Below are 26,433 nucleotides of genomic sequence, written 5' to 3'. Positions count from 1 at the left end.
AGCGGCGTTGTCCGCCTCGACGCCGCTGCGCTCGGGGAAATCCTGTCGGTCGCGGCACTGTCACGGATGTCCGTCAATGATCCAAAAACGTGCGGTTTCTAGGACCATTTACGGCATCACCCGATGTGACCATACAGCCACGTAGTGCGATTGGCGAGCCCTCTGGGCACAACGTCTCGACCACGGGTTGATGTCACGCTCGGTGATTCTAGCGACACGTTTCGTGGTATCGCAGTGAAAACGGCAAACTACTCAGTTCGTAGATGTGAGATCGACGCAGCCATGACCTGAATTGGCAGGTCAGGGGATGTTCATGACCGTCAGTTTGCCGACTCCAGGGCGCGAATCGACCTCCAGCGGAGAATCACGCGCTGATACATCGCGAAGGCAAGTTCCTCCTGACCGTTGTCCAAACCCGCGAGGGCGGTCGCCACCTCGGCGACGGACTGGTCGCCCTGGAGAGTGCGGTCGTCCATCAGATGGACGAGGCCGCCGTAGTCGAGCTCCACCAGCGAGTGGGGGTGGAACTCCTCCAGCCAGCGGCCCACCTCCTCGACCTCGGTGAGGGCCGCCACCTGCCCGACGTGCCTGCGGATCACCACCAGTGCCCGGGCCACCCGGCGCCGGGCCTGCGCCATCGAGGTGACGTACAGCATGTTCCTGGGCGGCGCGGCGGTGGTCTGCGCGCCGGCCTCGGCCGGCTGCTCCGAGCCCAGCACGAGCCAGCGCTCGGCCGAGTCGAACGGCACGAACCACGCGATCGGCACATGCCAGGTGCTCGTACGGATGTGGGTGCGCAGGGACTGCTCTCCCCGCTTGAACCGGTCGAAGTCGTCGGCGGTCTGCTCCGCGATGGCCTGCGGCACGAACCGGGAGGCCAGCTTGACCGGGACGCTCCCGCGGAACGACGCGAACGCCAGCCACGACCGCAGCCTGCTCTGCCATGGGCAGACGTACAGCGTCTCCTCCACCCGGCGCAGGTAGGCGTTGGGGCTTTCCCGCTCCGGCGCCGGCAGTGGCGGGACCGACAGCAGCCGGCGGACCGCCTCGCCGTGTTCGACCTCGAGCGCGCCCGCCCGGCGCGGCCGGTCGCGCGAGTCCGCGTACCGGGCCCACCGAGCCTGATCTTGCGGGGTGAAAGCGGTCAGCGGCTCGTACACACGGAGATAGGCGGCGTAGGGGAGCACACCAGAATCGTGCCACGTCGCGGGACACCTGTGCAGCACCGTCCCGGGTTTTCATGATCGTTTTATGGGGTCGTCCGATAAGCTGGAGGCCGATCGCCGCAACGAGGCGGCGTACACGATCAGGAGTCACCACCGTGACCGACGTTTTCGGGCTGTCCCACAAGGATTCCAGCTCCGGCGGCGACACGAACCCCGCCCAGCCGGTGCGACACGAACAGGTCGTCTTCTGCTCCGACGAGCGTAGCGGCCTGTACGCCATCATCGCGATCTACAGCACCGCCCTCGGACCGGGGCTCGGCGGCACCCGGTTCTATCCCTACCCGAGCGAGCAGGCCGCGCTCGCCGACGTGCTCAACCTCTCCCGGGCCATGGCGTACAAGAACGCGCTGGCCGGTCTGGACCTCGGCGGCGCCAAGGCCGTCATCATCGGCGACCCCTCGGCCGACAAGAGCGAGGCTCTCCTGCGGGCCTACGGCAGGTTCGTCCAGTCGCTCGGCGGGCGCTACTACACCGCCTGCGACGTGGGCACCTACAGCGAGGACATGGACGTGGTGGCGCGCGAGTGCTCCTACGTCACCGGCCGCACGCAGGAGCACGGCGGCGCCGGAGACTCCTCCATCCTCACCGCCTTCGGCGTGTTCCAGGGGATGCGGGCCGCCGCCGACCACGTGTACGGCGCCTCCTCCCTGCGCGGCAGGCGGGTCGGGATCGAGGGGGTCGGCAAGGTCGGCCACCGCCTGGTCGAGCACCTGCTCCAGGACGGCGCCGAGGTCGTGATCTGCGACGTGAACGAGCGGGCCGTCGAACAGGTGCGGCAGCGCCACCCCGAGGTCGAGGTCGTGCCCGACGCCGCCACCCTCGTGGCGTCCGACATCGACGTGTACGCGCCCTGCGCCCTCGGCGGCGCGCTGGACGACGAGACCGTCCCCCGGCTCAAGGCGAAGATCGTCTGTGGCGGGGCCAACAACCAGCTCGCCCACCCCGGCGTCGAGAAGCAGCTCGCCGAGCGGGGCATCCTGTACGCCCCGGACTACGTCGTGAACTCCGGCGGGGTCATCCAGGTGGCCGACGAGATCGAGGGCTTCGACATGGACCGCGCCCGCGCCCGGGCGGCGAAGATCTTCGACACGACCTTGAAGATCTTCCACTCGGCCGAGGAAGAAGGCGTCCCTCCCGCCGTCGCAGCGGATAGGCTGGCAGAGCGGAGAATGTCAGAAATCGGTCGGCTAAGGGGTATTTGGCTCCGGCGCTGACCGCCGCCGCTCGTACGACGTACCGAGCGGCGCACAAACCAGGTACGGTAATAGGCGAACGAGAGACTGACGCCTGAAGTCAGGTGGCGTCGGTGCGCGGTGCGTTAGTGACGAGGGGTCGGGCACGGCCCCGCATGAGGGGGTCGAGCCAATGGGGCGCGGCCGAGCCAAGGCCAAGCAGGTCAAGGTCGCCCGTCAGCTGAAGTACAACAGCGGCGGGACGGATCTTGAGCGCCTGCGCGCGGAGCTCGGAGTCGTGGACGCCGACGATTCCGGCCACAGTGACGAGCATGACCCTTACGACGAGTTGGCTGATCGCTACGCCGATTACGCGGCCGTCGACGACGACGACGGCGATGACGACCGCCGTGGGCGGCGTTGACCCGGTTCTGATCGCCAGGTGAGTGACCCGGCGGGGGACGTTCCCGCCGGGTTCTCTCAATGTCCGCGAGTCGCTCTCCCGTCCGCCCCTCGCCTCGGGGGTGCGGGGACGGGCGCGGAGGGAGCGCCGGTCGGCCGCACCATTGCGGATGGCCGTAATCAGGGACCGTTGCGGACGGCCGCATAAGTGGCCGGACCCGGTCACCGCCGGTCGGTGTGTCATGGGCGTGTTCCCTCATCGCCGGCTCGGCCGGATCGCGGGCTGCGGTCTCCTGGAAACCGCTTGGTCCCCGTGGTGGCGGGCCGTTGTGGCCGCCGCCACATCGTGCTGCCCGGACACGCGTGCTGCCCGGACACGCGTGCTGCCCGGACACGCGTGCTGCCCGGACACGCGTGCTGCCCGGACACGCCCGGCGGCGGACCCTGTTCGATCGGCTCCGCTGCGGCGGCTGTGGCGGCGTCGTCCCGGAAGTGACGGATCTCACGTCGATGACGGACGCCCGCCGGCCGTAGGCGCGGGCCGGGCGGACCGCCGCGACGCGGGCCGCCCGTTCGACGGCGCTCCCAACGGCGCTCCCAGGGGGTCGGCCGCGGCTGTCACGCCGGCGAGCCGTCACACTACGACACCTTCCGGTGCCCGTTCGGCCGGCCGCGGCCGTCCCGTCACCGCGCCGGCGAGAACGCCCTACCGGCCGGCGTTCGTCCGGCCCGGCCTTACTGGCGGAAACGGGCCCGTCCCTCGCCCTCGACGACCTCGCCCAGCACCCAGGCGGGCAGGCCGCGACCGTTGAGCAGCGCGAGCGCCTTGTCGGCCTCCGCCGCCGGGACGATCGCGCACATGCCCACGCCGAGGTTGAACGTCTTGTCCATCTCCTCCTGGGGCACGCCGCCGTGTCCGCCCAGCACCTCGAAGATCGCGGGCGGGGTCCAGGAGCCCCGGTCGAGCAGGGCGTCCACCGTGCCGGGCAGTGACCTGGCCAGGTTGGCGGCCAGCCCGCCGCCGGTGATGTGCGCCAGCGCGTGCACCTCGGTCTCCCGGATGAGCGCCAGGCAGTCGAGCGAATAGATGCGGGTGGGCTCCAGCAGCTCCTCGCCGAGCGTACGGCCCAGCTCGGGCAGCTCCTGCTCCAGGCGCAGCCCGGCGGTCTTGATCACATGCCTGACCAGCGAGTAGCCGTTGGAGTGGACCCCGCTGGAGGCCAGCCCGAGCACCACGTCGCCCGGCACGACCCGGTCGGGGCCGAGCATCTCGTCGGCCTCGACTACCCCGGTGCCCGCGCCCGCGAGGTCGTACTCGTCGGGGCCCATCGCGCCGGGGTGCTCGGCGGTCTCCCCGCCGACCAGCGCGCAGCCCGCGAGCCGGCATCCCTCGGCCACGCCGCCGACGATGTCGGCGATCCGCTCGGGCACGACCTTGCCGCACGCGATGTAGTCGGTCATGAACAGCGGCTCGGCCCCGCAGACGACGAGGTCGTCCACGACCATGCCGACGAGGTCGATGCCGATCGTGTCGTGCTTGCCGAGCTGCTGGGCCAGCATGACCTTGGTGCCCACACCGTCGGTGGACGTGGCCAGCAGCGGCCTGCGGTAGCGCAGGAACGCCGAGGCGTCGAAGAGCCCGGCGAAGCCGCTGGCGTCGTCGACGACCTCCGGGCGCCGGGAGCGCGCCACCCGCGACTTCATCAGCTCGACCGCGCGGTCACCGGCCTCGATGTCGACGCCGGCGTCGGCGTAGCTGGTCATCGCTGAGCCTCCAGCACGAACTTGCCCACCCTGTCGTCCTCGATCGGAATGGGGTACTCGCCGGTGAAACACGCGCGGCAGAGCCGTTCGGCCGGCAGCGTGGTCGCCCGGGTGAGCCCCTCCAGGGAGATGTACCCGAGGGAGTCGGCGCCGAGCGAGGACCGGATCTCCTCGACCGACAGCGACCCGGCGATCAGTTCCGCCCGGGTGGCGAAGTCGATGCCGTAGAAGCACGGCCAGGCGACCGGGGGCGAGGAGATCCGCACGTGGACCTCGGTGGCCCCGGCCTCGCGCAGCATCTTCACGATGGCCCGCTGGGTGTTGCCGCGGACGATGGAGTCGTCCACGACCACCAGGCGCTTGCCCTCGATGACCTCGCGCAGCGGGTTGAGCTTCAGGCGGATGCCGAGCTGGCGGATGGTCTGCGACGGCTGGATGAACGTCCGGCCGACGTAGGAGTTCTTCACCAGGCCCTGGCCGTACGGGATGCCGCTCTCCTCGGCGTAGCCGATGGCGGCGGGCGTGCCGGACTCGGGCGTCGGGATCACGAGGTCGGCTTCCACCGGGTGTTCGCGGGCCAGCACACGGCCGACCTCGACCCGGGTGGACTGCACGCCGCGCCCGGCGATCGTGGTGTCGGGGCGGGCGAGGTAGACGTACTCGAACAGGCAGCCCTTGGGCTCGGCGGGCGCGAAGCGCTGCGTGCGGACCCCGCGCTCGTCGATGGTCAGCAGCTCGCCGGGCTCGATCTCGCGGATGAACGACGCGCCGACGATGTCGAGCGCGGCGGTCTCGGACGCGACCACCCAGCCGCGCTCCAGCCGGCCCAGCACGAGCGGGCGGATGCCCTGCGGGTCGCGGGCGGCGAACAGCGTCGTCTCGTTCATCCAGACGAGCGAGTAGGCGCCCTTGACCTCCGGAAGCAGCTCGGCCGCCACGTCCTCGACCGGGCGCGAGGAGTCCTGCGCCAGGAGGGCGGTGAGCACCTCGGTGTCGGTCGTCGCCCGGATGGAGCCGGGTGTGAGCCCTTCCGCGAGGTGGGCGGTGTTGATCAGATTGCCGTTGTGGACGAGCGCCAGCCCCTTGCCGTCACTGGAGTTCAGCGTCGGCTGCGCGTTCTCCCAGACACTCGATCCGGTGGTGGAGTAACGGCAGTGGCCGATCGCCAGATGCCCCCGCAGGGTGCCGAGGATCGACTCGTCGAAGACCTGGGCCACCAGGCCCATGTCCTTGTAGACGAGAATGCGGTTGCCCTCGCTTACCGCGATGCCCGCGGACTCCTGTCCGCGGTGCTGTAAGGCGTAGAGCCCGTAGTAGGTGAGTTTGGAGACGTCCTCCCCGGGCGCCCATACACCGAAGACGCCACAGGCGTCCTTCGGAGCGCGGTCCTGGGGGTCGAGGTCATGGCCCAGCCGGCCGTCGCCCTTCAACACGTACTTGAGTCTATTTGGGCGTTGGCGCTGCTCAAACCCGGGCATGCCCTTCAGCCGCCGCAAGCATCACCCGCCCTTTGCCGTGTCACCCCTGCTCACACGCGGATTTCGGGGCAGCCTGGGCTTCCGGGCAGGCCCTGAGAATCGGATTTCGGGCCCGGAACCGGCAGGGGAGGGATGATCGTGGCGACACCCGACGACCCCGGGGGGCCGCGGGAGCCGTACGGCCCGGGGGCTCCGGAGGAGCGGGAGCCGTCGGCCGGGATGCCGGAAGAGCCCGCCGGCCCGCCGTACGGGGGACCGCCCTATGGCCGTCCTCCCTACGAAGGGCCGTCTTACGGGCAGCCGCCGTACGGGCAGCCGCCGTACGGGCAGCCGCCGTACGGGCAGCCGCCGTACGGTCAGCCTCCGTATGGTGAACCTCCGTATGGGCAGCCGCCGTACGGGGGGCCGCTGCCGCCGCCTCCGGGGCCCGGCGGACGCCCCGGCGGGCCGTGGGGGCCGCAACCGGGCGGCGGGCTCGGGACGGCCGCGCTGGTGCTCGGGATCTGCTCGATCGTCCTGTTGCTGGTCTGCGGGATCGGCACGCTCGTGGCGATTGTCGGGATCGTCATCGGCATCGTGGCGATCGCCAAAGACTCCAACCGGGGCAGGGCGATCGGAGGGCTGGTGCTGAGCACGCTGACCCTGCTGCTCGCCCTGATCATCAGTGTGGCGCTCTACAACTGGTTCACGACCAAGCACGTCGGCGAGTGCTTCGACCGCCGGCTCTATCCCACCCAGGAGGACGCGCAGCGCTGCGTGCAGGACCGGCTCTCCGGGATCCAGTGACCCGTGTTCCCAGAGAGCCCGGTCACCAGAGAGCCCGGTCACCAGAGAGCCCGGTCACCAGAGAGTCCGGTCACCAGAGAGTCCGGTCACCAGAGCGGGAGCAGCGCGGACAGGTCGGCCCGTGCGCCGCTGGCCGCGATCTTCCCCGCGGCGGTGGCGTCGGCCCACGACAACCGGCCCATGGCCAGTTCGAGCCAGGTGCGGGGGTCGGTCTCGATGACGTTGGGCGGGGTGCCCCGGGTGTGCCGGGGCCCCTCCACGCACTGCACCGCCGCGTGCGGGGGCACCCGCACCTCCACCGACCGTCCCGGCGCCCGCGCGGCCAGCTCTTCGAGCAGGTGCCGTACGGCGGCGCGGGCGGCGGCCCGCAGCGGCGTGAGCCCGGCCTCGTAGGCGTCGAGCACGGCCAGCACGCACGCGTTGCCGGCCATGCTCTCGGGGCCGTCGAACGGCGGCCTGCCCAGATCGGCGAGCTGGGCGTCGAGCGCTTCCCTGATCTTCCCTGGGTCGATTCTGCGTGCCGGCACCGGCCCATTGTCCCGGATCCCGCCCGATGTCGCGCGAAATGGTCGCCCGTCTCCGTACATGAGAGGGGGTGTACGCACCAGATCCGGCCCGAGCCTGATCGGCGGAAAGGTCCTCACCACGCCTTCCTACGCCGTGACCAAGGACTCCCACGGCGTCGTGCTGGTCACGATCCGCGACTTCCGTGACGTCGCGGGGCTGCGGAAGCAGCTACGCGACCTCGGGGTCCCCGCCGTCGTCGACTACGTGCCCGCGGGCAAGCGGTGCCGGGGGCCGCGCGGCAGCAATGTGGAGAACATCCCCCGGGGCCTCTACACCACGCCGATGAACATCCCGGGGGAGAAGGAGGGCTGGCAGATGCGGATCGACACCCGGCTGTTCGAGCCCGGCCAGACGATCGTCTGGACCGTCACCGCAATGCCCGATGGGGGAAGCAGCACCAGCACGATCCTCATGAACGACCCGGTGACGCCGTGCGTGCTCGTGCCCGGCGAAACCCGCGATAACGTGATCAAGGAGTAGGACATCCCCGTACGGCTCGGCGCGGAGCCGTACGGGGGGACTCATGCGACGGGCTCGGCGACGGCGGGTTCGCTGGGCTCGGCGGAGGCGGAGGCGGCCCGGGTGCGGCGCAGGGAGTAGACGCTGACCGGGACGCCGACCAGCACGATCGCGGCCGCGATCACCAGCGTGAACCGGTAGGCCTCAAGGAAGGCGTGCAGTGGAGCGCCGCCGACCGCGCTCTGCCTGGCGCTCAGGATCGCGCCCAGGATCGTGATGCCGAGCAGGCCGAAGACCTCGCGGGAGACGTTGAGCACGCCCGAGGCCACGCCCGCCCGCGCGGGGGGCATCGCGTTCAGCACGACGTTGGTCAGCGGGACGAGCAGGCCGGCGCCCGCGCCGTACAGGAGGAACCAGGGGAGCAGGTCGAGGTAGTGGGAGCCCTCGCCCGCGCTCGACAGCCCGCCGATGGCCACCGCCATCAGGCCGAGGCCGGCGGCGACCGTGCCCGCGCTGCCGAAGCGCTCGGCGATCCGCGGTGAGACGCTCGCGATCACCGCCATGAGCAGCGCCATGGGCACGAAGCCCGCGCCCGCCTCCGTCGGGGAGAACCCGAGGGCGCTCTGGAGATAGAGCGCGGTGAAGAAGTAGATGCCGAAGACGCCGAACGACCACAGGCCCATCGACAGCAGGCCGCCGCTGAAGACCCGCTCACGGAACAACGTGAGGTCGATCATCGGCTGCGCCGTACGGGACTCGACGACCAGGAACGCGACGGCGGCCACCGCGAAGGCCGCGAACGCGCCGAGGATCGGCGCCGAGGTCCACCCACGCGACTCGCCCTCGATGAGCGCGTAGGTGAGGGCGAACAGCGCCACGGCGGAGGTGGCCAGGCCCGGCAGGTCGAGAGAGGAGCGCCCGGCCGCGGCCCGCTCGACCCTGATCGAACGCAGGCCGATCACGGCCGCGATCACGCCGATCGGCAGGTTGATCAGGAAGATCCAGCCCCAGTCGGCGTTCTCGCTGAGGAACCCGCCGGTGAGCGGGCCGATCGCGAGGGCCAGGGCGCCGACCGCGCTCCAGATGCCGACGGCCGTCGCCCGCTCGCGCGCGTCGGGGAAGATCCGCGGCAGCAGGGCCAGCGTCGACGGGGTCAGCAGTGCCGCGCCGAGCCCCTGCCCCGCGCGCGCCGCGATCAGCGTCTCCTGGCTCCCGGCGAGGCCCGCCGCCACCGACGCGAGCGTGAAGACCGCCAGGCCGCCGAAGAACGCCGTACGGGGGCCGAAGACATCCGCCAGGCGTCCCCCGGCGAGCAGCAGGCCGGCGAACACCAGGATGTACGCGCTCACGATCCACTCAAGGCCGGAGATCGTCAGCGCCAGGTCGCGCTGGATCGTCGGCAGAGCCACGTTGACCACGTTGTTGTCCAGGTAGGTCATGAACGTCGCGAGCGACACCGCGACCAGCGCCCACCATCGTCCGGACATGCGTCCTCCTCATGTACGAGGTACATGTACGGCGTACATGTACGGTGCATAGGAGACCTTGTACGGCGTATAGTTGTCAAGTGCCGATGAGGTAGGGAGGCTGCGGGCCATGGCGCACGCGGAGCGGCTGAGCCGCCTGAGTCTGATCGAGAAGGCCCTTGAGCTGGCCGACGCCGAGAGCCTGGAGTCGGTCACGGTGCGGCGGCTCGCCCAGGAGCTCGGGGTGACGCCGATGGCGCTCTACTGGCACGTCAAGAACAAGGACCAGTTGTTCGTCTGCCTCGCCGACCATCTGCTCGCCCAGGTCACTCCCGAGTTCGACCCGGCCGCGCCGTGGAACGAACGGCTGCGGGTGATGGTGGAGGCGCTGATCCGGGTGATGCGGCAGCACCGCTACATGCCGGGGCTGTTCGCGATGGTCGAGAAGCAGGATGTGTCGAACTTCAACCGCGCGACCGACACCGCGCTCGACCTGCTCTCCCAGGCGGGCTTCACGCTGAGCGAGGGCTACGCCATCTCCACCTACCTGCTGCACGGCGCCATGGCCCTGGTCGACAACGAGCCCGGCTGCCCCGGAGCGGCCAGCGCGATGGAGGCGGCCGAGCTGCGCAGGCAGAAGCGGCTGACCCTGGAACGGCTCCCCGCCGACGAGTTCCCCCGGATCGTCGAATACGCCAGGGAGATGGAGGCCGAGCCCGACCTCGACGCCTACTACGCCTTCGGCCTCGACCTCCTGATGTCCGGAGTCGAGGCGATGGCCGCGAAGAGGACGCCCAGCAGCGCGACGCAGAACAACACGAGATAGGTCGTGCGGAACCCCGTCATGAGCTGCCGCAGCGCGACCGGGGACGCCTGCGACAGGGTCCCCGCGTAGACCTGGTCGCGCAGCGCCGGCGCGACGGACGCGGTCAGCATGCTCAGCGTCGTCGCCACGCTGAGCACGACGCCGACGTTCATGACCATCATGCGGAAGCCGTTCACCACCCCGCGGCTCTCCTCCGGCAGTGCGCTCATGACCTGCGTCGTGTTGCCGGTCAGGAAGGCGCCGCTGCCGCATCCGCACACGAAGAGCCCGATCCCGATCACCCAGTACGGCGTGGCCGGGCCGGCCGAGACCGTGAGCACGAGCAGCCCCGAGGCCGTGAGCACGCACCCGCCCACCGACAGCGCGTACGGGCTCACCCGGCGGCCCAGCGCGCCCGCGAGGGGAGAGGCGAGGGTCATGCCCACGGGCACCGGCAGCACGCCCACCCCGGCGGCCAGTGCGTCGGAGCCGCGCGCGGCCTGGAAGTAGAGGCCCGCGAGCAGGATCAGCGACGAGCGCGCGAGCGCGTTGGCGAACGACGCCAGATTGGCGAACAGCAGCATGCGCCCGCCGAAGAGCGTGAGGTTCAGCACCGGGTTGCGCGCCCTGCGCTCCACGGCGAACAGCGCGGGGACGAGCGCGGCGGCGGCCACGCCGGGCAGCGGCTCGCCCTGGCTGATGGCGATCAGCACGGCCGACAACGCGGCGAACACGACCAGGTTCCCCAGCGCGTCCACGGACTGCCGGGGGCCGGCCGGGACCTTCCGCAGCACCGTCGCGCCCCACACGAGCGCGACCACGCCCGCCGGGACGTTGATCCAGAAGATCCATCGCCAGCCGAGCGTGTCGGCGATCAGGCCGCCGAGGGTCGGCCCGGCGAGCTGGGCCACCGAGAGCGTGGCCATGTAGACGCCCATCCCCTGGCTGAGCCGATCGGGCGGGAAGGCGGCGGTGACGATCACCGTGCCGTTGGCGAGGATCATGGCCGCGCCGAGCCCCTGAAGCGCCCGCAGGGCGATGAGCACACCGACGTCCGGCGCGATCCCGGCCAGCAGCGACGCCCCCGTGAACAGGGCGAACCCGACGAGGTAGACCTCTCGCCTGCCGAGCAGGTCGGCGACGCGGCCGAAGAACACCAGCGTCGCGGTGCTGATCAGCAGGTGCGCGAGCAGGATCCAGCTCGACGCCAGCGGCCCGGCGTCGAAGTGCCGTACGACCGAGGGGAGCGCGACGTTCAGCGTGCTGGAGCTGAGCCCGATGAGGACGAGGCCGAGGCCGGTGACGGAGCAGACCCTCCAGGCGTACCGGAGGGCCTTCGCATGCTCGGGGGAGCCGGGTTCCAGGGGGGTGTCGGCCATGCCGTCGATTGTGGCGTGCGCCGTACGTCTGGATCTTCCTGGGGTGATCACCGCGGCCCCGAGGCGGTTTGGAACGTTCTTGACCGCCCGGGCTTACGGATAGCGGAGATGCGCATACGTGATGTTTCGCAGGACAACCTCCATATCCCTCGGCGCGTGATTAACGTACGCAACTTCTGTATTCCGCGCACCTTCGTGCGCCTCAGAAAGGGAAGTCCCGTGGCTATCAAGTTGCCGGGCGGACGCACCATCGGCCTGATGACGGCTGGTGCTCTGGCTGGATCGGTCCTGGTTCTGGGTGGCGCTGCCACCGCTTCGTCGGCGAGCGACGCGCCGCTGTACGCGTGTGTGAACAAGAGCACGCGGTATATGCGGCTGGTGAACGCCACGACGAAATGTAAGCCGACCGAGACGAAGGTGTCGTGGAACAGGACCGGTCCACAGGGTCCGGTGGGGATCGGCGGCACCGGTCCGCAGGGCCCCAAGGGCGACACCGGTGCTCAGGGCCCCCGCGGCTTCCGCGGTCCCCAGGGTCTGCGCGGCCCGGCCGGTCCGCAGGGTCCCAAGGGCGACACCGGCGCCCCGGGCAAGGACGGCGCCCCCGGCAAGGACGGCAAGGACGGCGAGCGCGGTCCCGTCGGTCCGCAGGGCGAGCGTGGTCCGGCCGGTCCGCAGGGCCCCAAGGGCGAGAAGGGCGACCGCGGTCCCGCCGGTCCCGCCGGTCCCGCCGGTCCGCAGGGGCCCAAGGGTGACAAGGGCGACCGCGGTCTCCAGGGGGAGCGCGGTCCCGCGGGCCCGGCGGGTCCCAAGGGTGACACCGGTCCGCAGGGGCCGAAGGGCGAGAAGGGCCTCAAGGGCGACGCCGGCGAGGACGGCAAGAGCGCCTGCGACATCTGGAAGGGCCACGCCTGCACCTCCAAGGACGAGGCCGACTTCCTCAAGTGGCTCAAGAGCCAGGGTGGCAGCGGCGGCGCGCCCACCCTGAGCACCCGGACGTCGAGCCAGAACATCTCCGGAAACAGCGGCACCGCCTCCTGCGCGAACGACGAGAGGGTCACCGGAGGCGGCTTCAAGGTCAGCTCCAGCAGGACCGTCACGGGCAGCTACATGAGCGGCAACGGCTGGACCGTCGAGCTGACCGGCAACGGCGGTGGGAGCGGCAGCAACGGCATCGTCTACGCCGTCTGCGCGAAGATCTCGTAAGTGCGCCGAAGCGCGCCGGTGGAGTCCGTGGGGGCTTCGCCGGACGCGCCGCACCTGCTTGCCGTACGCGACGAGGCGTTGGCGTACGGCACTGCGAAGGCCCTTCCGGAGGGGTTACCGGAAGGGCCTTCGTCGGTTTTGGGCACTAGGGTGCTCGGTCATGACCGAGCCCTCCTATCTGCGGGTCGCCCGGGCGGCCTACGACACCGTCGCCGCCGACTACGCCGATCGCCTTCGCCACCGGCTGGACGACGAACCGTTCGAGCGCGCGATGCTCGCCGCGTACGCCGAGATCGTGCGGGCGTCGGGCGTTCCGGGGCCGGTGGCCGACGTCGGCTGCGGGCCGGGCCGGATCACGGCGCACCTGCACGCGCTCGGCCTGGAGGACGTCTTCGGTGTCGACCTGTCGCCGGGCATGATCGAGGTGGCCCGGCGCGACCATCCGGGCTTGCGGTTCCAGGAGGGGACACTGGCGGCCCTCGACATCGCCGACGAGACTCTCGGCGGCGTCGTCGCGTGGTATTCGATCATCCACACCCCGCCGGAGGGACAGCCCGCGGCGCTGGCCGAGTTTCACCGGGTGCTGGCCCCGGGCGGGCATCTGCTGCTCGCCTTCCAGGCCGGCGACGAGCCCTTCCACGCGACGGAGGTCTACGGTCACCAGGTCGCGCTCGACTTCCACCGCCTGTCGCCGGACCGCGCGGCGACCATGCTGGCCGAGGCGGGGCTGCCGGTGGTCGCACAGTTGGAGAGCGCACGCCGCGAGTTCGAGCGAACCCCCCAGGCATACCTCATCGCCCGCAAACCGCCCCGGTGACGAGACCAAAGAGCCCGCCAACCGAGGCCGGGAAGTCTCAGGCGACCTTCACCGAGTGATCTCCGAAGTCGGCCACCACGTCGAGCCTTCCGCCCAGAGCCACTACATAGGAACGAAGCGTGTCAAGCCCCCCAATCTGACCATGCTCGATCTGGGAGACTCGTGCCTGGCTCACGCCCATCCGTTCCGCCATTGCATAGATCGAGAAACCAGGCATGCACCTCGGCGTGCAGGGTAATCTCCCAGGTCATGCAGGCAATATAAGACATCCTTATATCACTGGCTGGTGATTTCGGTTTCCAGGGGGAGGGGGGACGGGCGGTAGCGGCCGGAGAGGCGGGCGAGCTTGAGGCTGAGATGCAGGCTCAGCCGCTCCTCGCCGTCCCGGAGGTCGGTCTCCGCGAGCTCCTCGACGCGGCGGAGGCGGTAGTAGAGCGACGTACGGTGCAGGCGGAGCCGGCGGGAGACGGCCTGGGCGTTGCCGGCGAGGTCGAGGTAGATCTCCAGGGTCTCCAGCAGCGGCCGGTGCTGGGCCTCGCCCAGCATCTTGGCCACCCCCGGATGGAGGTTGCCGTGCGGCACTCCGGACAGCATGCGGTAGACGCCGAGGCGGTCCCACTCCGCGGAGCGGCCGAACTCCGGCACGTTCGCGACGACCTCGACGGCGTGCAGCGCCTCCTCGTACGAGCCGGCCGCGAGGGAGAGCGAGGGCCGCGGCGAGCCGACCCCGACCAGGACCGGCGTGCCGAGGGCCGCGTGCATCTCCTCGGGAAAGGCGGTGGTGCCCGCGGTGAGCAGCACGGCGTGGTCGAAGCGCACCAGATGCAGGGGATGGTGCCTGGCCAGGCGCCGCCGCAGGACCAGCAGCCCGCGCTCCAGAGTCAGCCGCAGGGTCTCGTCGGTCCCGCCGCATGCGGGCCGGGCGACCGCCACGGTCACGGGCGCGTTGTGTGGGAACGCGCCCGCCTCGATCAGAGGCCTGTCGGCGTCGGGCTCGCGGAGCAGCAGGCCGGTGACGGCCTCTAGTTCGCGACGCGAGGCGAGCTCGGTGACCAGGCTCTCGTGGAACAGGGTGAGGGCGAGGGCGGGCGCGGCCTCCGCCGCGATCGCGATCTCCTCCTCGGTCATGGCCGGGGCCGCGTCGATGAACCAGAGGAAGCCGAGCGGCAGGCCGTCGTGCCGTGCGGGGACGCAGACCCGGGGCAGCAGCCCCAGCTCCGGGGCGCCGGGCGTGCGCAGCGGCCTGGTCGCCTCGTGGATGCCCGCGGCGCGGAGGAAGGCGCGCACGTCGGGGGTGGTGTGGCGGCGGAGGATCGAATGGCGGCGGACGTCGTCCATCGGCCCGTCCTGCTCGCTGTACGCGACGACGCGCTGGCGGCCGTCCTCGAGCAGCAGGGGTCTTCCGAGGCGAAGCGCGAGGTCGTCCACGATTCGCTGCAGATCCACCACTCGGCCTCCACCTGGGCGCTTCGACATTTGTAGGAGAAGGCCCTGCTGGTCTTCCTTACAAGTGACCGATGATCTCCGTCAATAGTCTCTATAGCGTCATAATTCGTGAAACTCTCAAAAACACTGTTCCCGGGCATAGTGGCGGCCATCGCGCTCGTCCCGCTCGCGCTGGCGGCGGCTCCCGCCTCCGCGGCCCCCGGCGGAGACCCCGATCACCCCTGGCGGCGTGACCACTGGCCCCAGGTCCAGCCCTGGCAGCGCGACCAGCCGGACGAGATGCAGGCCCTGCGTGGCCGCGCGTCGCGCGTGGTCGCGCCGATCGACCCGCAGAACTGGAAGAACCCCGACCACATGACGTGGGCGGACTACAAGAAGATCCCGGGCACCGACTGGGCGAACCCCGCCGTGAAGGGCTCGACGCGCACCTTCAAGGGTGCGCTCGTGCTGCTGGACTACCCCAACCAGCCGTTCGTGGTCACCCAGCCGCAGAACTCGACCGTGTTCGGCAACCCCAGCTCCCAGGCCCACGACATCCCCCGTGACCAGGTCGCCAAGTTCTACCAGGACTTCCTCAACACCCCTAACGAGCTCAACAGGGGCCACACCCTGCACGAGTACTGGATGGAGGACTCGGGCGGCCGGTATGGCGTCGACCTCACGGCGTTCGGCCCCTACACCATGCCGGGCAAGTCGTACGAGTACGCGATGGAATACCAGCGCGACGCGTGCCCGGCGGGGGACAACTGCAACAGGAACCTGCGTACGGACGGCAAGGCCGCCTGGGTCGCCGACGTCGGCCAGGACGTGGCGAGCCGGTTCGACTTCGTCTTCTACCTGAGCGCCGGTCAGGACGAGTCGTCGACCTGGCAGGAGTTCGGCATGATGAAGTTCCCCACCAAGGAGGACGTCACCGACGACTTCGGCCCGCCCGACCCGAACCTGCCCAACTGGTCTCGGACCCGCTACGTGGACTGGACGTCCTGGGCCGCCGGCTCGACGTTCTGGCCCAACGCGAACATCGGCGTCGACTCCGTCCAGGCCGAAAGCTCCGGCCAGGGGGTGTTCGCCCACGAGTTCAGCCACATCCTGGGCGTCCTGGACAACTACAACAACCCGTACGGCAACCCGCCGGTCCGGTCCTACACCGGCATCTGGGAGATGCTCAGCCGCGGCAGCTTCAACGGCCCCGGCGGCCCGCACAGCCGCTGGCTGATCCCGCCGACGGCGGGCGCATCGATGGGCGCCCAGCACATGCTGCGCAACAAGATCAAGCTGAACATGGTGGACGAGCAGAACGTCCTGCGCCTGTCGCGTGAGGCGCTGCGCGACTCCGGCATGGTCGTCGCCAAGGTGACCGCGCGCGAGGTCCAGCCGGGCAAGAAGGACCTGACGGGCGTCAACATCTCCTTCGACACCGGCGACAAGTCAACCGGGTCGTGCACCCAGCAGACCGACCCGCTCTGCGACGGCGGCGGCTACGACAACTACACCGTCGAGGTCGTCGACCGGATGGGCAGCGACTCCTTCACCCCCGACTCCGGCGTGCTCCTGGCCAAGACCAAGAACCAGGACCGGGCGCCGTTCGAGTGGGTGATCGACGCCAACCCGCAGGACATCGACATGACCGACTACGTGCTGCCCGACGGCACCGAGGTCCCGATCACGATCGGCGACTATCGGCAGCTCGCCGACGCCCTCTTCCACGCCGGCACCGACTCGGGCAGCCAGTACGAGTACGTCGACGAGGCCAACCGCCTGCACTTCTACATCACCGACGTGCAGCGCGACGCCAAGGGAATCCTGTCGTACACGGTGGCGATCAAGTCCCTCGACGGCGCGGGCCCGCAGAAGCGGGGCGTGAAGCTGCTGCCGGGCGCCGGCGTCCCCGGCGCCGAGAAGGGCGTGTCGATGTGCAGCTTCCCGCTGTTCAACACCGGCAAGGCCGCCTCCGCTCAGGGTCAGCACCCCGAGGACGTCAGCGCCTACCTGAACAGCGACGTCTACCGGCTGAAGGCCGAGGTCGAAGGGAACGGCTGGACCACGATCACGCCCAACGCCCTCGCGGCCGTCGACTTCGGCGGCAAGGAGACCGTCACCGTCTTCGCCCAGCAGTCCGCGGGCGGCAGCCGTCACGCCACGGTGAAGCTCACGGCCACCTCCGAGAGCGACCCGTCCAAGACGATGACCGCCACCTGCCACGTCAACGGTCACTAGGGTTAGCGCCCGCCCTCCCGGCCACCCCTCCCGCCGTGTCGGCGGCGCCCTGCGCCGGCGCCGTGACCACCGGGCCGGGGTGCGCCGGAGGGTTCGGCCAGGCTGAAGGCGACCGCGTCCGTGCGCTCGTCGATCGCTCCGGGCAGGTCCGCGGGCGGCACCGTACGTACGTCGAGATCGTGCGCGAGCCAGGGGAACAGGTTCGACGTCTGCTCGATGTCGGGGGACGACGACACGCGAACCCGGCGGCAGCGAGGCCGCGACCGGGGCCAGCACCTGCGACGCGGAGGCGCCCGGAGATCCGCCGTACTCCCGTCGGCACGGCTCGGCACGCGTCGGCGACGACCGTGACAGGCGAAGGCCCTTCCGGACGACTATCCGTCCGGAAGGGCCCTTTCACTCGATCGAGATCAGCCGAAGACGCGCGGGAGCGCGGACGCGTGCACCCCGCGAAGCTCCTCGACCGGGACCTCGAGGACGCCCTCGACCGTGAGCGCGGAACCGCCGGTGACGCCGAGTCCGGAGCAGGGAACCTCGTAGCGGGCGCACAGGTCGGCGAAGGCGTCGAACGCCTCGGGCCGCACGCACACCAGCGCCCGCGCGGCCGACTCGCTGAACAGCTCGACGAAGGCGTCCTCGCCTGGCAGGGTCACCGTGCAGCCGACGCCCTGGGCCAGGCACGACTCCGCCAGGGCGACGGCGAGACCGCCGTCGGACAGGTCGTGCGAGCCTTCGAGCAGCCCGCGCGCCGCCGCCTCGGTCAGCACCGCGGCCAGGCCGCGCTCGGCCTCCAGGTCCGCCTGCGGCGGGAGGCCGCCCAGGTGCCCGTGGGCGACGTGCGCCCACTCGGAGCCGCCGAACTCCTCGCGGGTCTCGCCCAGCAGGAGCACCCGCAGGTCCGGAGCGGTGAAGCCCTGCCTGACCCGCTGGGCCACGTCGTCGATCACGCCGAGCACGCCGACCACCGGCGTCGGGTTGATCGCGGTGGAGCCCGTCTGGTTGTAGAACGACACGTTGCCGCCGGTCACCGGCACGCCCAGGGTCCGGCAGGCGTCCGCGAGCCCGCGTACGGCCTCGGAGAACTGCCACATGACCTCGGGGTCCTCCGGCGAGCCGAAGTTGAGGCAGTTGGTGACGGCGAGCGGCTTCGCGCCGGTCACCGCCACGTTGCGGTACGCCTCGGCCAGCGCGAGCTGGGCCCCCGTGTACGGATCGAGCTTGGCGTAGCGGCCGTTGCCGTCGGTCGCGAGCGCGATGCCCCGCGTGGTCTCCTGGGCGCCCGGCATGACCTCGGAGATGCGCAGCATCCCGGCGTCGGCGGGCTGGGCCAGGACCGTGTTGCCCCGGACATACCGGTCGTACTGGGAGGTAACCCACTCCTTCGACCCGAGGTTGGGCGAGCCGAGCAGGGTGAGCAGGGTCTCCCGCAGGTCCTCGGGCCTCGGCAGGCGCTCCGGGCCGTCGGCGTTGAGCGCCGCCTGCCCGGCGGGCTCGTGGAACGGGCGCTCGTAGACCGGGCCCTCGTCGGCGGCCGTGCCCGGCGGGATGTCGACGATGACCTCGCCGTCCCACGTCATGACGAGCCTGCCGGTGTCGGTGACCTCGCCGATCACGGTCGCCGGCACGTCCCACTTGTCGCAGATCGCCATGAAGGCCGGGATGTCGTCGGGCGTGACGACCGCCATCATGCGCTCCTGCGACTCGCTCATGAGGATCTCCTCGGGCCGCAGCGTGGGATCGCGCAGCGGGACGAGGTTGAGGTTCACCTCCATGCCGCCGGTGCCCTTGGCGGCCAGCTCTGTCGTGGCGCAGGACACCCCGGCCGCGCCGAGGTCCTGGATGCCGACGACCACGTCCGCCTGGTAGAGCTCAAGGCAGCACTCGATCAGCAGCTTCTCCATGAACGGGTCGCCGACCTGCACGGCGGGCCGCTTGGCCTGCGACTCGTCCTCGAAGGTGGCCGACGCCAGCACCGACGCGCCGCCGATGCCGTCCGCGCCGGTCCTGGCGCCGAACAGCACGACCTTGTTGCCGGGGCCCGGCGCGGTGGCCAGCTTGATCTGGTCCTTGCGCAGCAGGCCGACGCACAGGGCGTTGACCAGCGGGTTGCCGATGTAGCAGGGGTCGAAGACGACCTCGCCGCCGATGTTGGGCAGGCCGAGGCAGTTGCCGTAGTGGCTGATGCCCTCGACCACGCCCGGCAGCACGCGGCGCGTGTCGGGCTGGTCGGCCCCGCCGAAGCGCAGCGAGTCCATGACCGCGATCGGCCGGGCGCCCATCGACATGATGTCGCGCACGATGCCGCCGACGCCGGTCGCGGCGCCCTGGTGCGGCTCGACGTACGACGGGTGGTTGTGCGACTCGATCTTGAAGGTGGCGGCCCAGCCGTCGCCGATGTCGACCACGCCGGCGTTCTCGCCCATGCCGACGAGCAGGGCCTCCGACTTGGGCGCCTTGGTGCCGAACTGCCGCAGGTGCACCTTGGACGACTTGTAGGAGCAGTGCTCGCTCCACATGACCGAGTAGATCGCCAGCTCGGAGCTGGTCGGACGGCGGCCGAGGATGTCGCGTACGCGCTGGTACTCGTCCTCCTTCATGCCCAGCTCGGCGTACGGCTGGCGCTCGTCCGGCGTCTCCAGCGCACGGCTCACACTGTCGAGCATTTACGCGTTCACCAGTCTCTTCAGGATCGAAGTGAAGAAGCCGCGGCCGTCGACGCTCGGCGCGCCGGTCAGCTCCTCGACCGCGTGCTCGGGGTGGGGCATGAGGCCGACGATGTTCCCGGCCTCATTGGTGATCCCGGCGATGTCGTTGAGCGAACCGTTCGGGTTGCCGCCCGCGTAGCGGAAGACCACCCGGCCCTCGCTCTCCAGCGCCGCCAGCGTCTCCGCGTCGGCCACATAACGGCCCTCGCCGTGCTTGATCGGCAGCACGATCTCCTGGCCTTCGGCGAAGTCCGCCGTCCATGCCGTACGCGTGTTCTCCACGCGGATGAGCTGGTCGCGGCAGATGTAGTGGAGACCCTCGTTGCGGGTCAGCGCGCCCGGCAGCAGGTGCGCCTCGCAGAGGATCTGGAAGCCGTTGCAGGTGCCGAGCACGGGCAGCCCGGCCTGGGCGGCCGGGATCAGCTCGGTCATGAGAGGGGAGAACCGGGAGATCGCCCCGCAGCGAAGATAGTCGCCGTAGGAGAACCCTCCGGGCAGGAAGACGGCGTCGACTCCCTTGAGGTCGTGATCGGCGTGCCACAGGGGCACCGCCTCCGCTCCGGCCAGCCGTACGGCTCGCGCGGCGTCCTGGTCGTCGAGTGTTCCGGGGAAGGTGACGACGCCCACCCGGGCAGCGCTCATGACAGTTTTCCCTCCAAGGGTTCCCGCCAGGGCGGACGCCACCGTCATCGGGCCGGACGGCGGTCTGTGGCGGTACACCTCAGGGTATCGGAGCCGCCAAATCGGCTCCGCGCGCGGAGTCCTGCTTCCGATCACACGTCACGCCGGGCCCGGGCCCGGCGTGGTGCGGAGCCGTGATTCTCAGACCCCGGCGAAGTGGCAGTCGAGGGTGAGGTGGTGGGCGATGGCGTCCTCATCCCAGTCGAGTTCCTTGCACAGGCGCACGATCGTGCCGCGCCCGGGCGTGATGTCGAACGAGAGATCGTCCACGACGGCACGCATGATCAGGATGCCCCGGCCGTTCTCGGTCTCCGCCGGCGGATATTGGCGGGGGATCATGTGCAGCCCCTCGCCCTCGTCCGCGACGCGCAACTCGCAGCGGCCGTTGCCGATGGTGGCCATGACCTCGTAGCGGTTGGCGGGACCACCGTGCCGCACCGCGTTGGCGCACGCCTCGGACGTGGCCAGGAGTATGTCGGAAACGCACTCCTCGGTCACCCCGAGAGACCGCAGCGCGTCTCCTACCACCCGGCGAACCATCGGGATGCCGATCGCATCCCGTGGCATCGCCAGAGAGAACTCAATGTCCACCGGACCCCTCCCCGGTGTCGAAGGTCACCAAGAGAGGCTTCCCCGATGAATCAGGGCTAACCGCAAAATCACGTCCCCGTTATTCAGCGCGCACCGGATAGGTGGCTTCGAGACGGACCGATGCCTGATTAGGGGTGGACACGCCGCCGGAATAGCGATGTGAAATGTGTCACTTCACCCTTCGACGCGGATGGTGAAGTCCTCGATCACCGTGTTGGCGAGCAGGGTTTCGGCCATCTTGCGGACGTCCGAAAGCGCGGCCTCGTCGGCCGGGCCGTCCAGCTCCAGCTCGAACCGCTTGCCCTGACGCACTCCGGAGACCCCGGAGAAGCCGAGTCGCGGCAGCGCCCGCGCGATCGCCTGGCCCTGCGGGTCGAGGATCTCCGGCTTGAGCATGACGTCGACGATGACGCGCGCCACGATGTTCCTCCAATTCGAGTGAGGCCCGCCGATTCGGGGAAATCCGCCCGTTCGGGGGTCCGTTTGGGGTCAAGCCTAGTGCCGCGCCGCCGGCTCGCCCCCGACGGGCCGGGACGCCCCGCCTCGCGGCGGACCGGGGCGGGCGTGGTGCCGCGCCGGCTCGGCTCCGGCGGGTTGAAGGGGCCGGCTCAGCTCCTGCGGCCCGGCGGGACGAATTCGTCCAGAGACAGGGCGAGCCACAACTCCAGGCGGTCGCGCGCCTTGCCGAGGTCGCGCCCGCAGACGCGCTCGGCCGTCCGCAGGCGGGCCCGCATGGTGTTGCGGTGCACGCCGAGGCGTCGTGCCGCGACCTCGACGTTGGCGCCACAGTCGAGGAAGGTTCTGACGGAGGAGGCCAGAGCGCCGCCGTGCCGCCGGTCGTGCTCCCGCAGCGGCTTGAGCACCACGTCGGCGAAGCGGGCCGCTCCTTCGGGGTCCAGGGCGTCGCGCAGCAGCGCCCACGGCTCGAGGTCGTCGACGTGCGTGTATCCCGGGCCGCCGGCGAGAGCCGTCGCGTGCCGTACGGCGGAGGCGATCTCGCTGATGTCCCGTGCGCCGCACGCGCCCGCGCAGATGTCCAGGCCGGTGAGCGCGCTCAGCCGTTCGACCAGGGCGGGGCCGAGCCGAGGCTCGGTCTGTGGCACCACCAGGAGCAGCCCGCCGGCGCGCGGGCAGACGAACACCGTCTCCTCGGCGGCCGGGTCCCCCATGACGTCGCTCAGCGCGTCCAGCGCGGGATCGGCCAGCGGCGGCGCCTCGCCCCGGGCCACGGCCACGATCACCTCGTACGGCGGGGGTGGCATGGGGCAGATCTCGGCGAGCCGGCCGGTCGTGAATAGCGGTGCCGCCCCGCCGCCCGCGGCGCGATCATCGGCGGCGCCGGCCATGCCGTCGAGGACGGCGCTCAGCACGGCGGCGCGCTGGGCGTGCGCCCGGGCACGGGCCTGGTGCAGCCCCACCAGCTCGATCGCCAGCAGGCTCGCCGCCTGGTTGGCCAGGATCCTGGTGTGCCACTCGGTCGACGCGCCGTGGAGGGCGAGCCAGCCGCGGGGCGGCCCGGTGAAGCCGAGGCTCTGCACCTGGAGCACCCGGTCGCCCCGGTCGATCATCATCGAGCCGCGGGGGCCGGTGAGCTGACCGACCGCCTCCGCCGCCTCCGCATGCCACGGCCGGACTCCCTCGGGATGGGACACGCGGGGCCGCCCCCGGGGATCGAGCAGGAGCGTCTCGCAGCCGGTATGTTCGGCGAGCGCGCGGAGGATGCCGAGCGAGCCGTGCCGCAGCGCGGCCCGGGCCATCGCCTCCTGCGCCGCCGCGGCCCGCCGCTCGCCGCGGACCCGTTCGTCGGCGTGCCAGCGGGCCACGGCCTCCGCCACCGCGATGAACGGCGTCCTGCCGGTGATCTCCAGCAGGGGCAGCCCGAGCCGGTCCGCCGCCTCGACGATCTCGCGGGGAATCTCGGCCAGGTGCTCGTCCAGCGCGAAGGCAAGGGCGGCGCAGCCCGCCCGGCTCAGCCGCTCGACGTACTCGCCGCGTTCCCGCGCGGACGCGGGCAGCCCGAGCCCGACCGTCATGACCAGCTCGCCGCCGCGCAGCCAGGGCACGGGATCGGCCAGCTCGGTCGCATGGGCCCACCTGACGTGGTTGCCCTGTCCGCTGTGGCCCGCGATCAGGCGGATCTCCAGCATCGGCATGGTCAGCACGTCGGCGACGGTGAGCGGCATGACGTCTCCTGTGCACTTCGCCCGAGAAAGCCCCGACGATAGTGCAAATCGCCCACATTGCTCCTGTTTGGCCTGATCGTACGGTCTGTCCAACCCCCAACCCACGGAGGACCTCATGGACCGACGAACCCCCCGCCGGGCCGCGTACGCGGCCTTCATCGGAACCACGATCGAGTGGTACGACTTCTACGTCTACGCGACGGCCGCGGCCCTCGTCTTCGGGGACGTCTTCTTCCCGGCGTCCACCGATCCGCTGGTCGGCGTCATGGCGGCGTTCGCGACGTACGCCGTCGGGTTCTTCGCACGTCCCTTGGGCGGCGTGGTGTTCGGTCACTTCGGCGACCGGCTGGGCCGCAAGTCGGCCCTGGTCGTCACGCTGCTGATGATGGGCGTGGCGACCTTCGCCGTCGGGCTGCTGCCCACCTACGCCTCCGCCGGAGCGGCGGCGCCCGCGCTGCTGGTGCTGCTGCGGTTCGTCCAGGGCCTCGCCGTGGGAGGTGAATGGGGCGGGGCCGCGCTGATGGCGGTCGAGCACGCCCCGGAGGGGAAGAAGACCTTCTACGGCTCGTTCGCCCAGCTCGGCAACTCCGCGGGCGCCCTGCTCGCGACCGGGGCGTTCAGCGTGATGACCTCGTTCGGCGACGCGGCCCTGCGCGGCTGGGCCTGGCGGGTGCCGTTCCTCGTCTCGGCGGTCCTGGTGCTCGTCGGCATGTTCATCCGGCTGCGGGTCGAGGAGTCGCCGGTATTCGAACAGGTCAAGCAGCGGCGCGCGAGCGCCCCCGCGGCCGCCGCGGAGCTGCCGATCAGGGCCGTGCTGCGCTCGTCGTGGCGGCCCGTGCTGTTCGGCATCGGGGCGCTCCCGGTGGCCATCGGCGGCTACTACATCGCGACGACCTTCCTGCTCGCGTACGCGACCGGCGCGGACGTCGGAGTCGAGGAGCAGGTGGTGCTCAACGGGCTCAGCTTCGCCGCGTTCGTCGAACTCGTCGCCACGCTCGCCATCTCGTGGCTCGGAGACCGGGTCGGCGGGCGGCGGGTCGTCATCGCCGGGCTGGTCGCCGTGGCCCTGCTCGCGGTCCCGCAGTTCACCGTCATGGGGACCCGCGACACGGTCCTCATCTTCCTGATGCTCGGCCTCATGCGGCTGGCCATGTCCGCGACATACGGGCCGATGGCCACGCTGCTCGCCGAGATGTTCTCCCCGGACGTGCGCTACACGGGCATGTCGCTGGCCTACCAGGTGGCCGGGGCGATCTTCGGCGGGCTTTCGCCTCTGGCGGCGACCGCCCTGGTGAAGGCCGGCGGCGGCGGGCCCGCGCCCGCCATCGGGCTGCTGATCGGGATGTGCGTGCTCAGCGTGGTCTGCCTGGCCGCCGCACCGCGGCACCGCGACGCCCCGGCCGTCTCCGGCACGCCCGCCGTCTCTCAGTGATCCATCGGTTGGAGGAGTTCTTGTCTGCGATCGTCATCACCAACGCCAGGGTCCGCACTATGGACCCCGGTATCCCCCGATGTGAGGCGCTCGCCGTGCGCGACGGCCGCGTCCTCGCCGTCGGCCGGCACGCCGAGGTGACGGGGGCGGCGGGACCCGGTGCGGAGGTGATCGACGCCGGGGGCCGCACGGTGCTGCCGGGGTTCATCGACCCGCACAACCACTTGTTGTCCACGGCCGAGTCCCTGGCGTCCGCCGACGCGCGTTACCCGGACGTGGCGAGCGCCGCCGACCTCGTGGCGGTGATCGCCGAGCAGGCGCGGCGTACGCCACCGGGCCAGTGGATCAGGGCGTTCGGCATGGACGACGCCAAGTTCCCCGGCGGCCGGCCGTCGCGGTGGGACCTGGACGAGGCGACGACCGAGCACCCGGTGATCGTCTACCACGTCTCCGGTCACCATGCCGTGGTCAACTCCGCCGCGCTGGCATGGCGCGGGATCACCGCGGATGTGCCCGACCCGGCCGGCGGCGCCTTCCTGCGCGACGAGGGCGGTCGGCTCACCGGGATGGTGCTGGACTCCGCGATGGAGCTGCTGCTGCCGACCGCGGTGGACATCGGCTGCCACGGCCCCAACTTCCACACCGATCTCCCGGCGGAGCAGCTGCTGTCGTGGCTCGCCGCCGCCGGTGAGGCGTACCTGTCGGCGGGGCTCACGACGGTGTGCGACCCCCAGGTGTCCCGCCGGGAGCTGACGATCTACCGAGCCGCGCACGCCGCCGGCACCCTGCCGGTGCGCACGGTCTGCATGCCGCTGTCGCACATGCTGGACGACCTGACCACCCTCGGCCTGGCGGGTCCCTTCGGCGACGACATGCTGCGCCTGGGCGCGATGAAGTTCTACTGCGACGGCACGCTGCTCGGCGGCACCGCCCTGTTCAGCGAACCGTACGGCGAGGGCGGCCAGTTCACCGGCTCCACATATCACCGGCCCGAGCGGCTCACCGACCTCGTCCGCCGGGCGGCCGCCGCGGGCTGGCAGGTCGGCGTGCACACCCAGGGCGATCTCGCGATGGCCTACACGCTCGACGCGATCAAGGCCGCGGTGGCCGTGTCGGGAGACGACGCACGGCCGCGCATCGAGCACTGCGGCCACCCCACGCCCGGGCAGGTGCGGGAATTCGCCGCGCTCGGCGTCATCCCGGTCAACCAGCCGAACTTCCTGCACGACAGCGGGAGGGACTTCGTACGGCGGCTGGGGGAGCGCCGCGCCCATCGGCTCCAGCCGATGCGCGAGGAGATCGACGGCGGGCTCCGCCCGGTGCTGTCGAGCGACTCGTTCGTCTCCTCGCTGCGGCCGATGGAGACCGTGGCCAACGCCGTACGGCGGCGCACCCGCGAGGGCGACCCCATCGGCGCCGACCAGGCCGTCACGCTGGACGAGGCGCTGCGCGCCCACACCGCCGACGCGGCGTACGCGCTGCGGATGGAAGACCGCATCGGTTCCCTGACGCCGGGAAAGCTGGCCGACGTCGTCGTCTTGGACCATGATCTCGACCGCGTCGGCGTGGCTGACCTCGCGGGCGTGAACGCGTGGCTGACCCTGCTGGGAGGACGCGTGGTTCACCGCTCGTAGGAAGAGATCCCGGGGTGTGG

24 protein-coding genes are annotated in these 26,433 nt (G+C 70.9%); 10 read left to right on the top strand and 14 right to left on the bottom strand.

Going from position 1 to position 26,433, the window contains the following annotated elements; genetic code table 11:
- Positions 1-320: 320 nt before the first annotated feature.
- Positions 321-1,187, bottom strand: coding sequence for a hypothetical protein (locus tag FLV34_RS24235; protein ID WP_142650620.1), 867 nt, complete (start codon positions 1,185-1,187; stop codon positions 321-323).
- A 134-nt stretch (positions 1,188-1,321) separates the two neighbouring features.
- Between FLV34_RS24235 and FLV34_RS24230 the strand changes: the two genes are divergently transcribed.
- Together FLV34_RS24230 and FLV34_RS24225 are read left to right on the top strand one after the other, a co-directional pair.
- A complete protein-coding gene (locus FLV34_RS24230; protein ID WP_260617447.1) occupies positions 1,322-2,440 on the top strand; it encodes a Glu/Leu/Phe/Val dehydrogenase in 1,119 nt (372 codons plus the stop codon).
- A 151-nt stretch (positions 2,441-2,591) separates the two neighbouring features.
- Positions 2,592-2,822 carry a DUF3073 domain-containing protein gene (locus FLV34_RS24225; RefSeq protein WP_079315184.1) on the top strand — a complete coding sequence of 77 codons (231 nt, stop codon included), beginning with the start codon at positions 2,592-2,594 and terminating at the stop codon, positions 2,820-2,822.
- Positions 2,823-3,535: 713 nt separating this feature from the next.
- On the opposite strand, the gene purM is transcribed toward FLV34_RS24225, so the two are convergent.
- Positions 3,536-4,564: a phosphoribosylformylglycinamidine cyclo-ligase gene (gene purM, locus FLV34_RS24220; protein ID WP_142650622.1), complete on the bottom strand. Its 1,029-nt coding sequence runs from the start codon at positions 4,562-4,564 to the stop codon at positions 3,536-3,538.
- Entirely contained in the window at positions 4,561-5,997 is a 1,437-nt protein-coding gene (gene purF / locus FLV34_RS24215) for an amidophosphoribosyltransferase (RefSeq protein ID WP_147944125.1), read from the bottom strand. Before purF ends, purM begins: the two co-directional genes overlap by 4 nt.
- A 183-nt stretch (positions 5,998-6,180) precedes the next feature.
- On the opposite strand from purF, the gene FLV34_RS24210 reads away from it, so the two are divergent.
- Positions 6,181-6,828, top strand: a complete 648-nt coding sequence (locus tag FLV34_RS24210; protein ID WP_147944124.1) for a DUF4190 domain-containing protein — start codon at positions 6,181-6,183, stop codon at positions 6,826-6,828.
- Positions 6,829-6,914: 86 nt separating this feature from the next.
- On the opposite strand, the gene FLV34_RS24205 is transcribed toward FLV34_RS24210, so the two are convergent.
- Positions 6,915-7,355 (bottom strand): sterol carrier family protein, encoded by a 441-nt coding sequence (locus tag FLV34_RS24205; RefSeq protein WP_142650625.1) that lies wholly within the window; start codon positions 7,353-7,355, stop codon positions 6,915-6,917.
- A gap of 58 nt (positions 7,356-7,413) precedes the next feature.
- On the opposite strand from FLV34_RS24205, the gene FLV34_RS24200 reads away from it, so the two are divergent.
- Entirely contained in the window at positions 7,414-7,875 is a 462-nt protein-coding gene (locus tag FLV34_RS24200) for a hypothetical protein (RefSeq protein ID WP_147944123.1), read from the top strand.
- Between the two features lie 41 nt (positions 7,876-7,916).
- On the opposite strand, the gene FLV34_RS24195 is transcribed toward FLV34_RS24200, so the two are convergent.
- Positions 7,917-9,341 carry an MFS transporter gene (locus FLV34_RS24195; RefSeq protein WP_147944122.1) on the bottom strand — a complete coding sequence of 475 codons (1,425 nt, stop codon included), beginning with the start codon at positions 9,339-9,341 and terminating at the stop codon, positions 7,917-7,919.
- Between the two features lie 109 nt (positions 9,342-9,450).
- Between FLV34_RS24195 and FLV34_RS24190 the strand changes: the two genes are divergently transcribed.
- Positions 9,451-10,146: a TetR/AcrR family transcriptional regulator C-terminal domain-containing protein gene (locus tag FLV34_RS24190; RefSeq protein ID WP_142650628.1), complete on the top strand. Its 696-nt coding sequence runs from the start codon at positions 9,451-9,453 to the stop codon at positions 10,144-10,146.
- Here FLV34_RS24190 and FLV34_RS24185 read toward each other — a convergent pair.
- Entirely contained in the window at positions 10,053-11,504 is a 1,452-nt protein-coding gene (locus FLV34_RS24185) for an MFS transporter (RefSeq protein ID WP_147944121.1), read from the bottom strand. The two genes, FLV34_RS24190 and FLV34_RS24185, sit on opposite strands and share 94 nt — an antisense overlap.
- A 378-nt stretch (positions 11,505-11,882) precedes the next feature.
- Here FLV34_RS24185 and FLV34_RS24180 point away from each other — a divergent pair, with 378 nt between their 5' ends.
- Both FLV34_RS24180 and FLV34_RS24175 read left to right on the top strand, forming a co-directional pair.
- Positions 11,883-12,707, top strand: a complete 825-nt coding sequence (locus FLV34_RS24180; protein WP_222709602.1) for a collagen-like protein — start codon at positions 11,883-11,885, stop codon at positions 12,705-12,707.
- A gap of 160 nt (positions 12,708-12,867) precedes the next feature.
- On the top strand, positions 12,868-13,524 hold the full coding sequence (locus FLV34_RS24175; RefSeq protein ID WP_142650630.1) for a class I SAM-dependent methyltransferase: 657 nt from the start codon (positions 12,868-12,870) through the stop codon (positions 13,522-13,524).
- A 37-nt stretch (positions 13,525-13,561) separates the two neighbouring features.
- Here the strand turns inward: FLV34_RS24175 and FLV34_RS24170 are convergent, their stop codons facing one another.
- Both FLV34_RS24170 and FLV34_RS24165 read right to left on the bottom strand, forming a co-directional pair.
- Positions 13,562-13,741 (bottom strand): helix-turn-helix domain-containing protein, encoded by a 180-nt coding sequence (locus FLV34_RS24170; protein WP_142650631.1) that lies wholly within the window; start codon positions 13,739-13,741, stop codon positions 13,562-13,564.
- Positions 13,742-13,800: 59 nt separating this feature from the next.
- Positions 13,801-14,970 (bottom strand): CdaR family transcriptional regulator, encoded by a 1,170-nt coding sequence (locus FLV34_RS24165; RefSeq protein ID WP_187280712.1) that lies wholly within the window; start codon positions 14,968-14,970, stop codon positions 13,801-13,803.
- A gap of 108 nt (positions 14,971-15,078) precedes the next feature.
- Between FLV34_RS24165 and FLV34_RS24160 the strand changes: the two genes are divergently transcribed.
- Positions 15,079-17,187: a M6 family metalloprotease domain-containing protein gene (locus FLV34_RS24160; protein ID WP_261985878.1), complete on the top strand. Its 2,109-nt coding sequence runs from the start codon at positions 15,079-15,081 to the stop codon at positions 17,185-17,187.
- Positions 17,188-17,189: 2 nt separating this feature from the next.
- On the opposite strand, the gene FLV34_RS24155 is transcribed toward FLV34_RS24160, so the two are convergent.
- The 6 genes from FLV34_RS24155 to FLV34_RS24130 all read right to left on the bottom strand — a co-directional run bounded on the left by FLV34_RS24155 (position 17,190) and on the right by FLV34_RS24130 (position 23,347).
- Complete coding sequence (locus tag FLV34_RS24155) at positions 17,190-17,423, bottom strand: hypothetical protein (protein ID WP_147944118.1); 234 nt, start codon at positions 17,421-17,423, stop codon at positions 17,190-17,192.
- 174 nt (positions 17,424-17,597) lie between these two features.
- Positions 17,598-19,850, bottom strand: coding sequence for a phosphoribosylformylglycinamidine synthase subunit PurL (gene purL, locus FLV34_RS24150; protein ID WP_142650634.1), 2,253 nt, complete (start codon positions 19,848-19,850; stop codon positions 17,598-17,600).
- Positions 19,851-20,534, bottom strand: coding sequence for a phosphoribosylformylglycinamidine synthase subunit PurQ (gene purQ, locus FLV34_RS24145; RefSeq protein WP_142650635.1), 684 nt, complete (start codon positions 20,532-20,534; stop codon positions 19,851-19,853).
- Between the two features lie 180 nt (positions 20,535-20,714).
- Positions 20,715-21,164 (bottom strand): ATP-binding protein, encoded by a 450-nt coding sequence (locus FLV34_RS24140; RefSeq protein ID WP_142621993.1) that lies wholly within the window; start codon positions 21,162-21,164, stop codon positions 20,715-20,717.
- Positions 21,165-21,338: 174 nt separating this feature from the next.
- The gene (gene purS, locus FLV34_RS24135; protein WP_142561095.1) at positions 21,339-21,584 is read right to left on the bottom strand and encodes a phosphoribosylformylglycinamidine synthase subunit PurS; all 246 of its coding nucleotides are present in this window, start codon (positions 21,582-21,584) and stop codon (positions 21,339-21,341) included.
- Positions 21,585-21,772: 188 nt separating this feature from the next.
- Entirely contained in the window at positions 21,773-23,347 is a 1,575-nt protein-coding gene (locus FLV34_RS24130) for a PucR family transcriptional regulator (RefSeq protein WP_168066365.1), read from the bottom strand.
- A gap of 115 nt (positions 23,348-23,462) precedes the next feature.
- On the opposite strand from FLV34_RS24130, the gene FLV34_RS24125 reads away from it, so the two are divergent.
- Together FLV34_RS24125 and FLV34_RS24120 are read left to right on the top strand one after the other, a co-directional pair.
- Positions 23,463-24,779: an MFS transporter gene (locus FLV34_RS24125; RefSeq protein ID WP_142650637.1), complete on the top strand. Its 1,317-nt coding sequence runs from the start codon at positions 23,463-23,465 to the stop codon at positions 24,777-24,779.
- Between the two features lie 20 nt (positions 24,780-24,799).
- Positions 24,800-26,413 carry an amidohydrolase gene (locus FLV34_RS24120; protein WP_142650638.1) on the top strand — a complete coding sequence of 538 codons (1,614 nt, stop codon included), beginning with the start codon at positions 24,800-24,802 and terminating at the stop codon, positions 26,411-26,413.
- Positions 26,414-26,433: the final 20 nt, after the last annotated feature.

The sequence above is a fragment of the Microbispora sp. CSR-4 genome (genome assembly GCF_008033685.1).
Classification (GTDB): Bacteria; Actinomycetota; Actinomycetes; order Streptosporangiales; family Streptosporangiaceae; genus Microbispora.
Note: the sequence above shows the minus strand (reverse complement) of the source record. Positions and strands in the feature narration are given on the sequence as shown.

What these genes read in the sequence shown, in the direction of transcription:
- FLV34_RS24170 (WP_142650631.1), bottom strand. Translation starts at nt 13,741, where the DNA reads ATGCCTGGTTTCTCGATCTATGCAATGGCGGAACGGATGGGCGTGAGC.
- FLV34_RS24125 (WP_142650637.1), top strand. Translation starts at nt 23,463, where the DNA reads ATGGACCGACGAACCCCCCGCCGGGCCGCGTACGCGGCCTTCATCGGA.
- FLV34_RS24175 (WP_142650630.1), top strand. Translation starts at nt 12,868, where the DNA reads ATGACCGAGCCCTCCTATCTGCGGGTCGCCCGGGCGGCCTACGACACC.
- FLV34_RS24195 (WP_147944122.1), bottom strand. Translation starts at nt 9,341, where the DNA reads ATGTCCGGACGATGGTGGGCGCTGGTCGCGGTGTCGCTCGCGACGTTC.
- FLV34_RS24190 (WP_142650628.1), top strand. Translation starts at nt 9,451, where the DNA reads ATGGCGCACGCGGAGCGGCTGAGCCGCCTGAGTCTGATCGAGAAGGCC.
- FLV34_RS24130 (WP_168066365.1), bottom strand. Translation starts at nt 23,347, where the DNA reads ATGCCGCTCACCGTCGCCGACGTGCTGACCATGCCGATGCTGGAGATC.
- FLV34_RS24185 (WP_147944121.1), bottom strand. Translation starts at nt 11,504, where the DNA reads ATGGCCGACACCCCCCTGGAACCCGGCTCCCCCGAGCATGCGAAGGCC.
- FLV34_RS24225 (WP_079315184.1), top strand. Translation starts at nt 2,592, where the DNA reads ATGGGGCGCGGCCGAGCCAAGGCCAAGCAGGTCAAGGTCGCCCGTCAG.
- purM (WP_142650622.1), bottom strand. Translation starts at nt 4,564, where the DNA reads ATGACCAGCTACGCCGACGCCGGCGTCGACATCGAGGCCGGTGACCGC.
- purL (WP_142650634.1), bottom strand. Translation starts at nt 19,850, where the DNA reads ATGCTCGACAGTGTGAGCCGTGCGCTGGAGACGCCGGACGAGCGCCAG.
- FLV34_RS24200 (WP_147944123.1), top strand. Translation starts at nt 7,414, where the DNA reads ATGAGAGGGGGTGTACGCACCAGATCCGGCCCGAGCCTGATCGGCGGA.
- purQ (WP_142650635.1), bottom strand. Translation starts at nt 20,534, where the DNA reads ATGAGCGCTGCCCGGGTGGGCGTCGTCACCTTCCCCGGAACACTCGAC.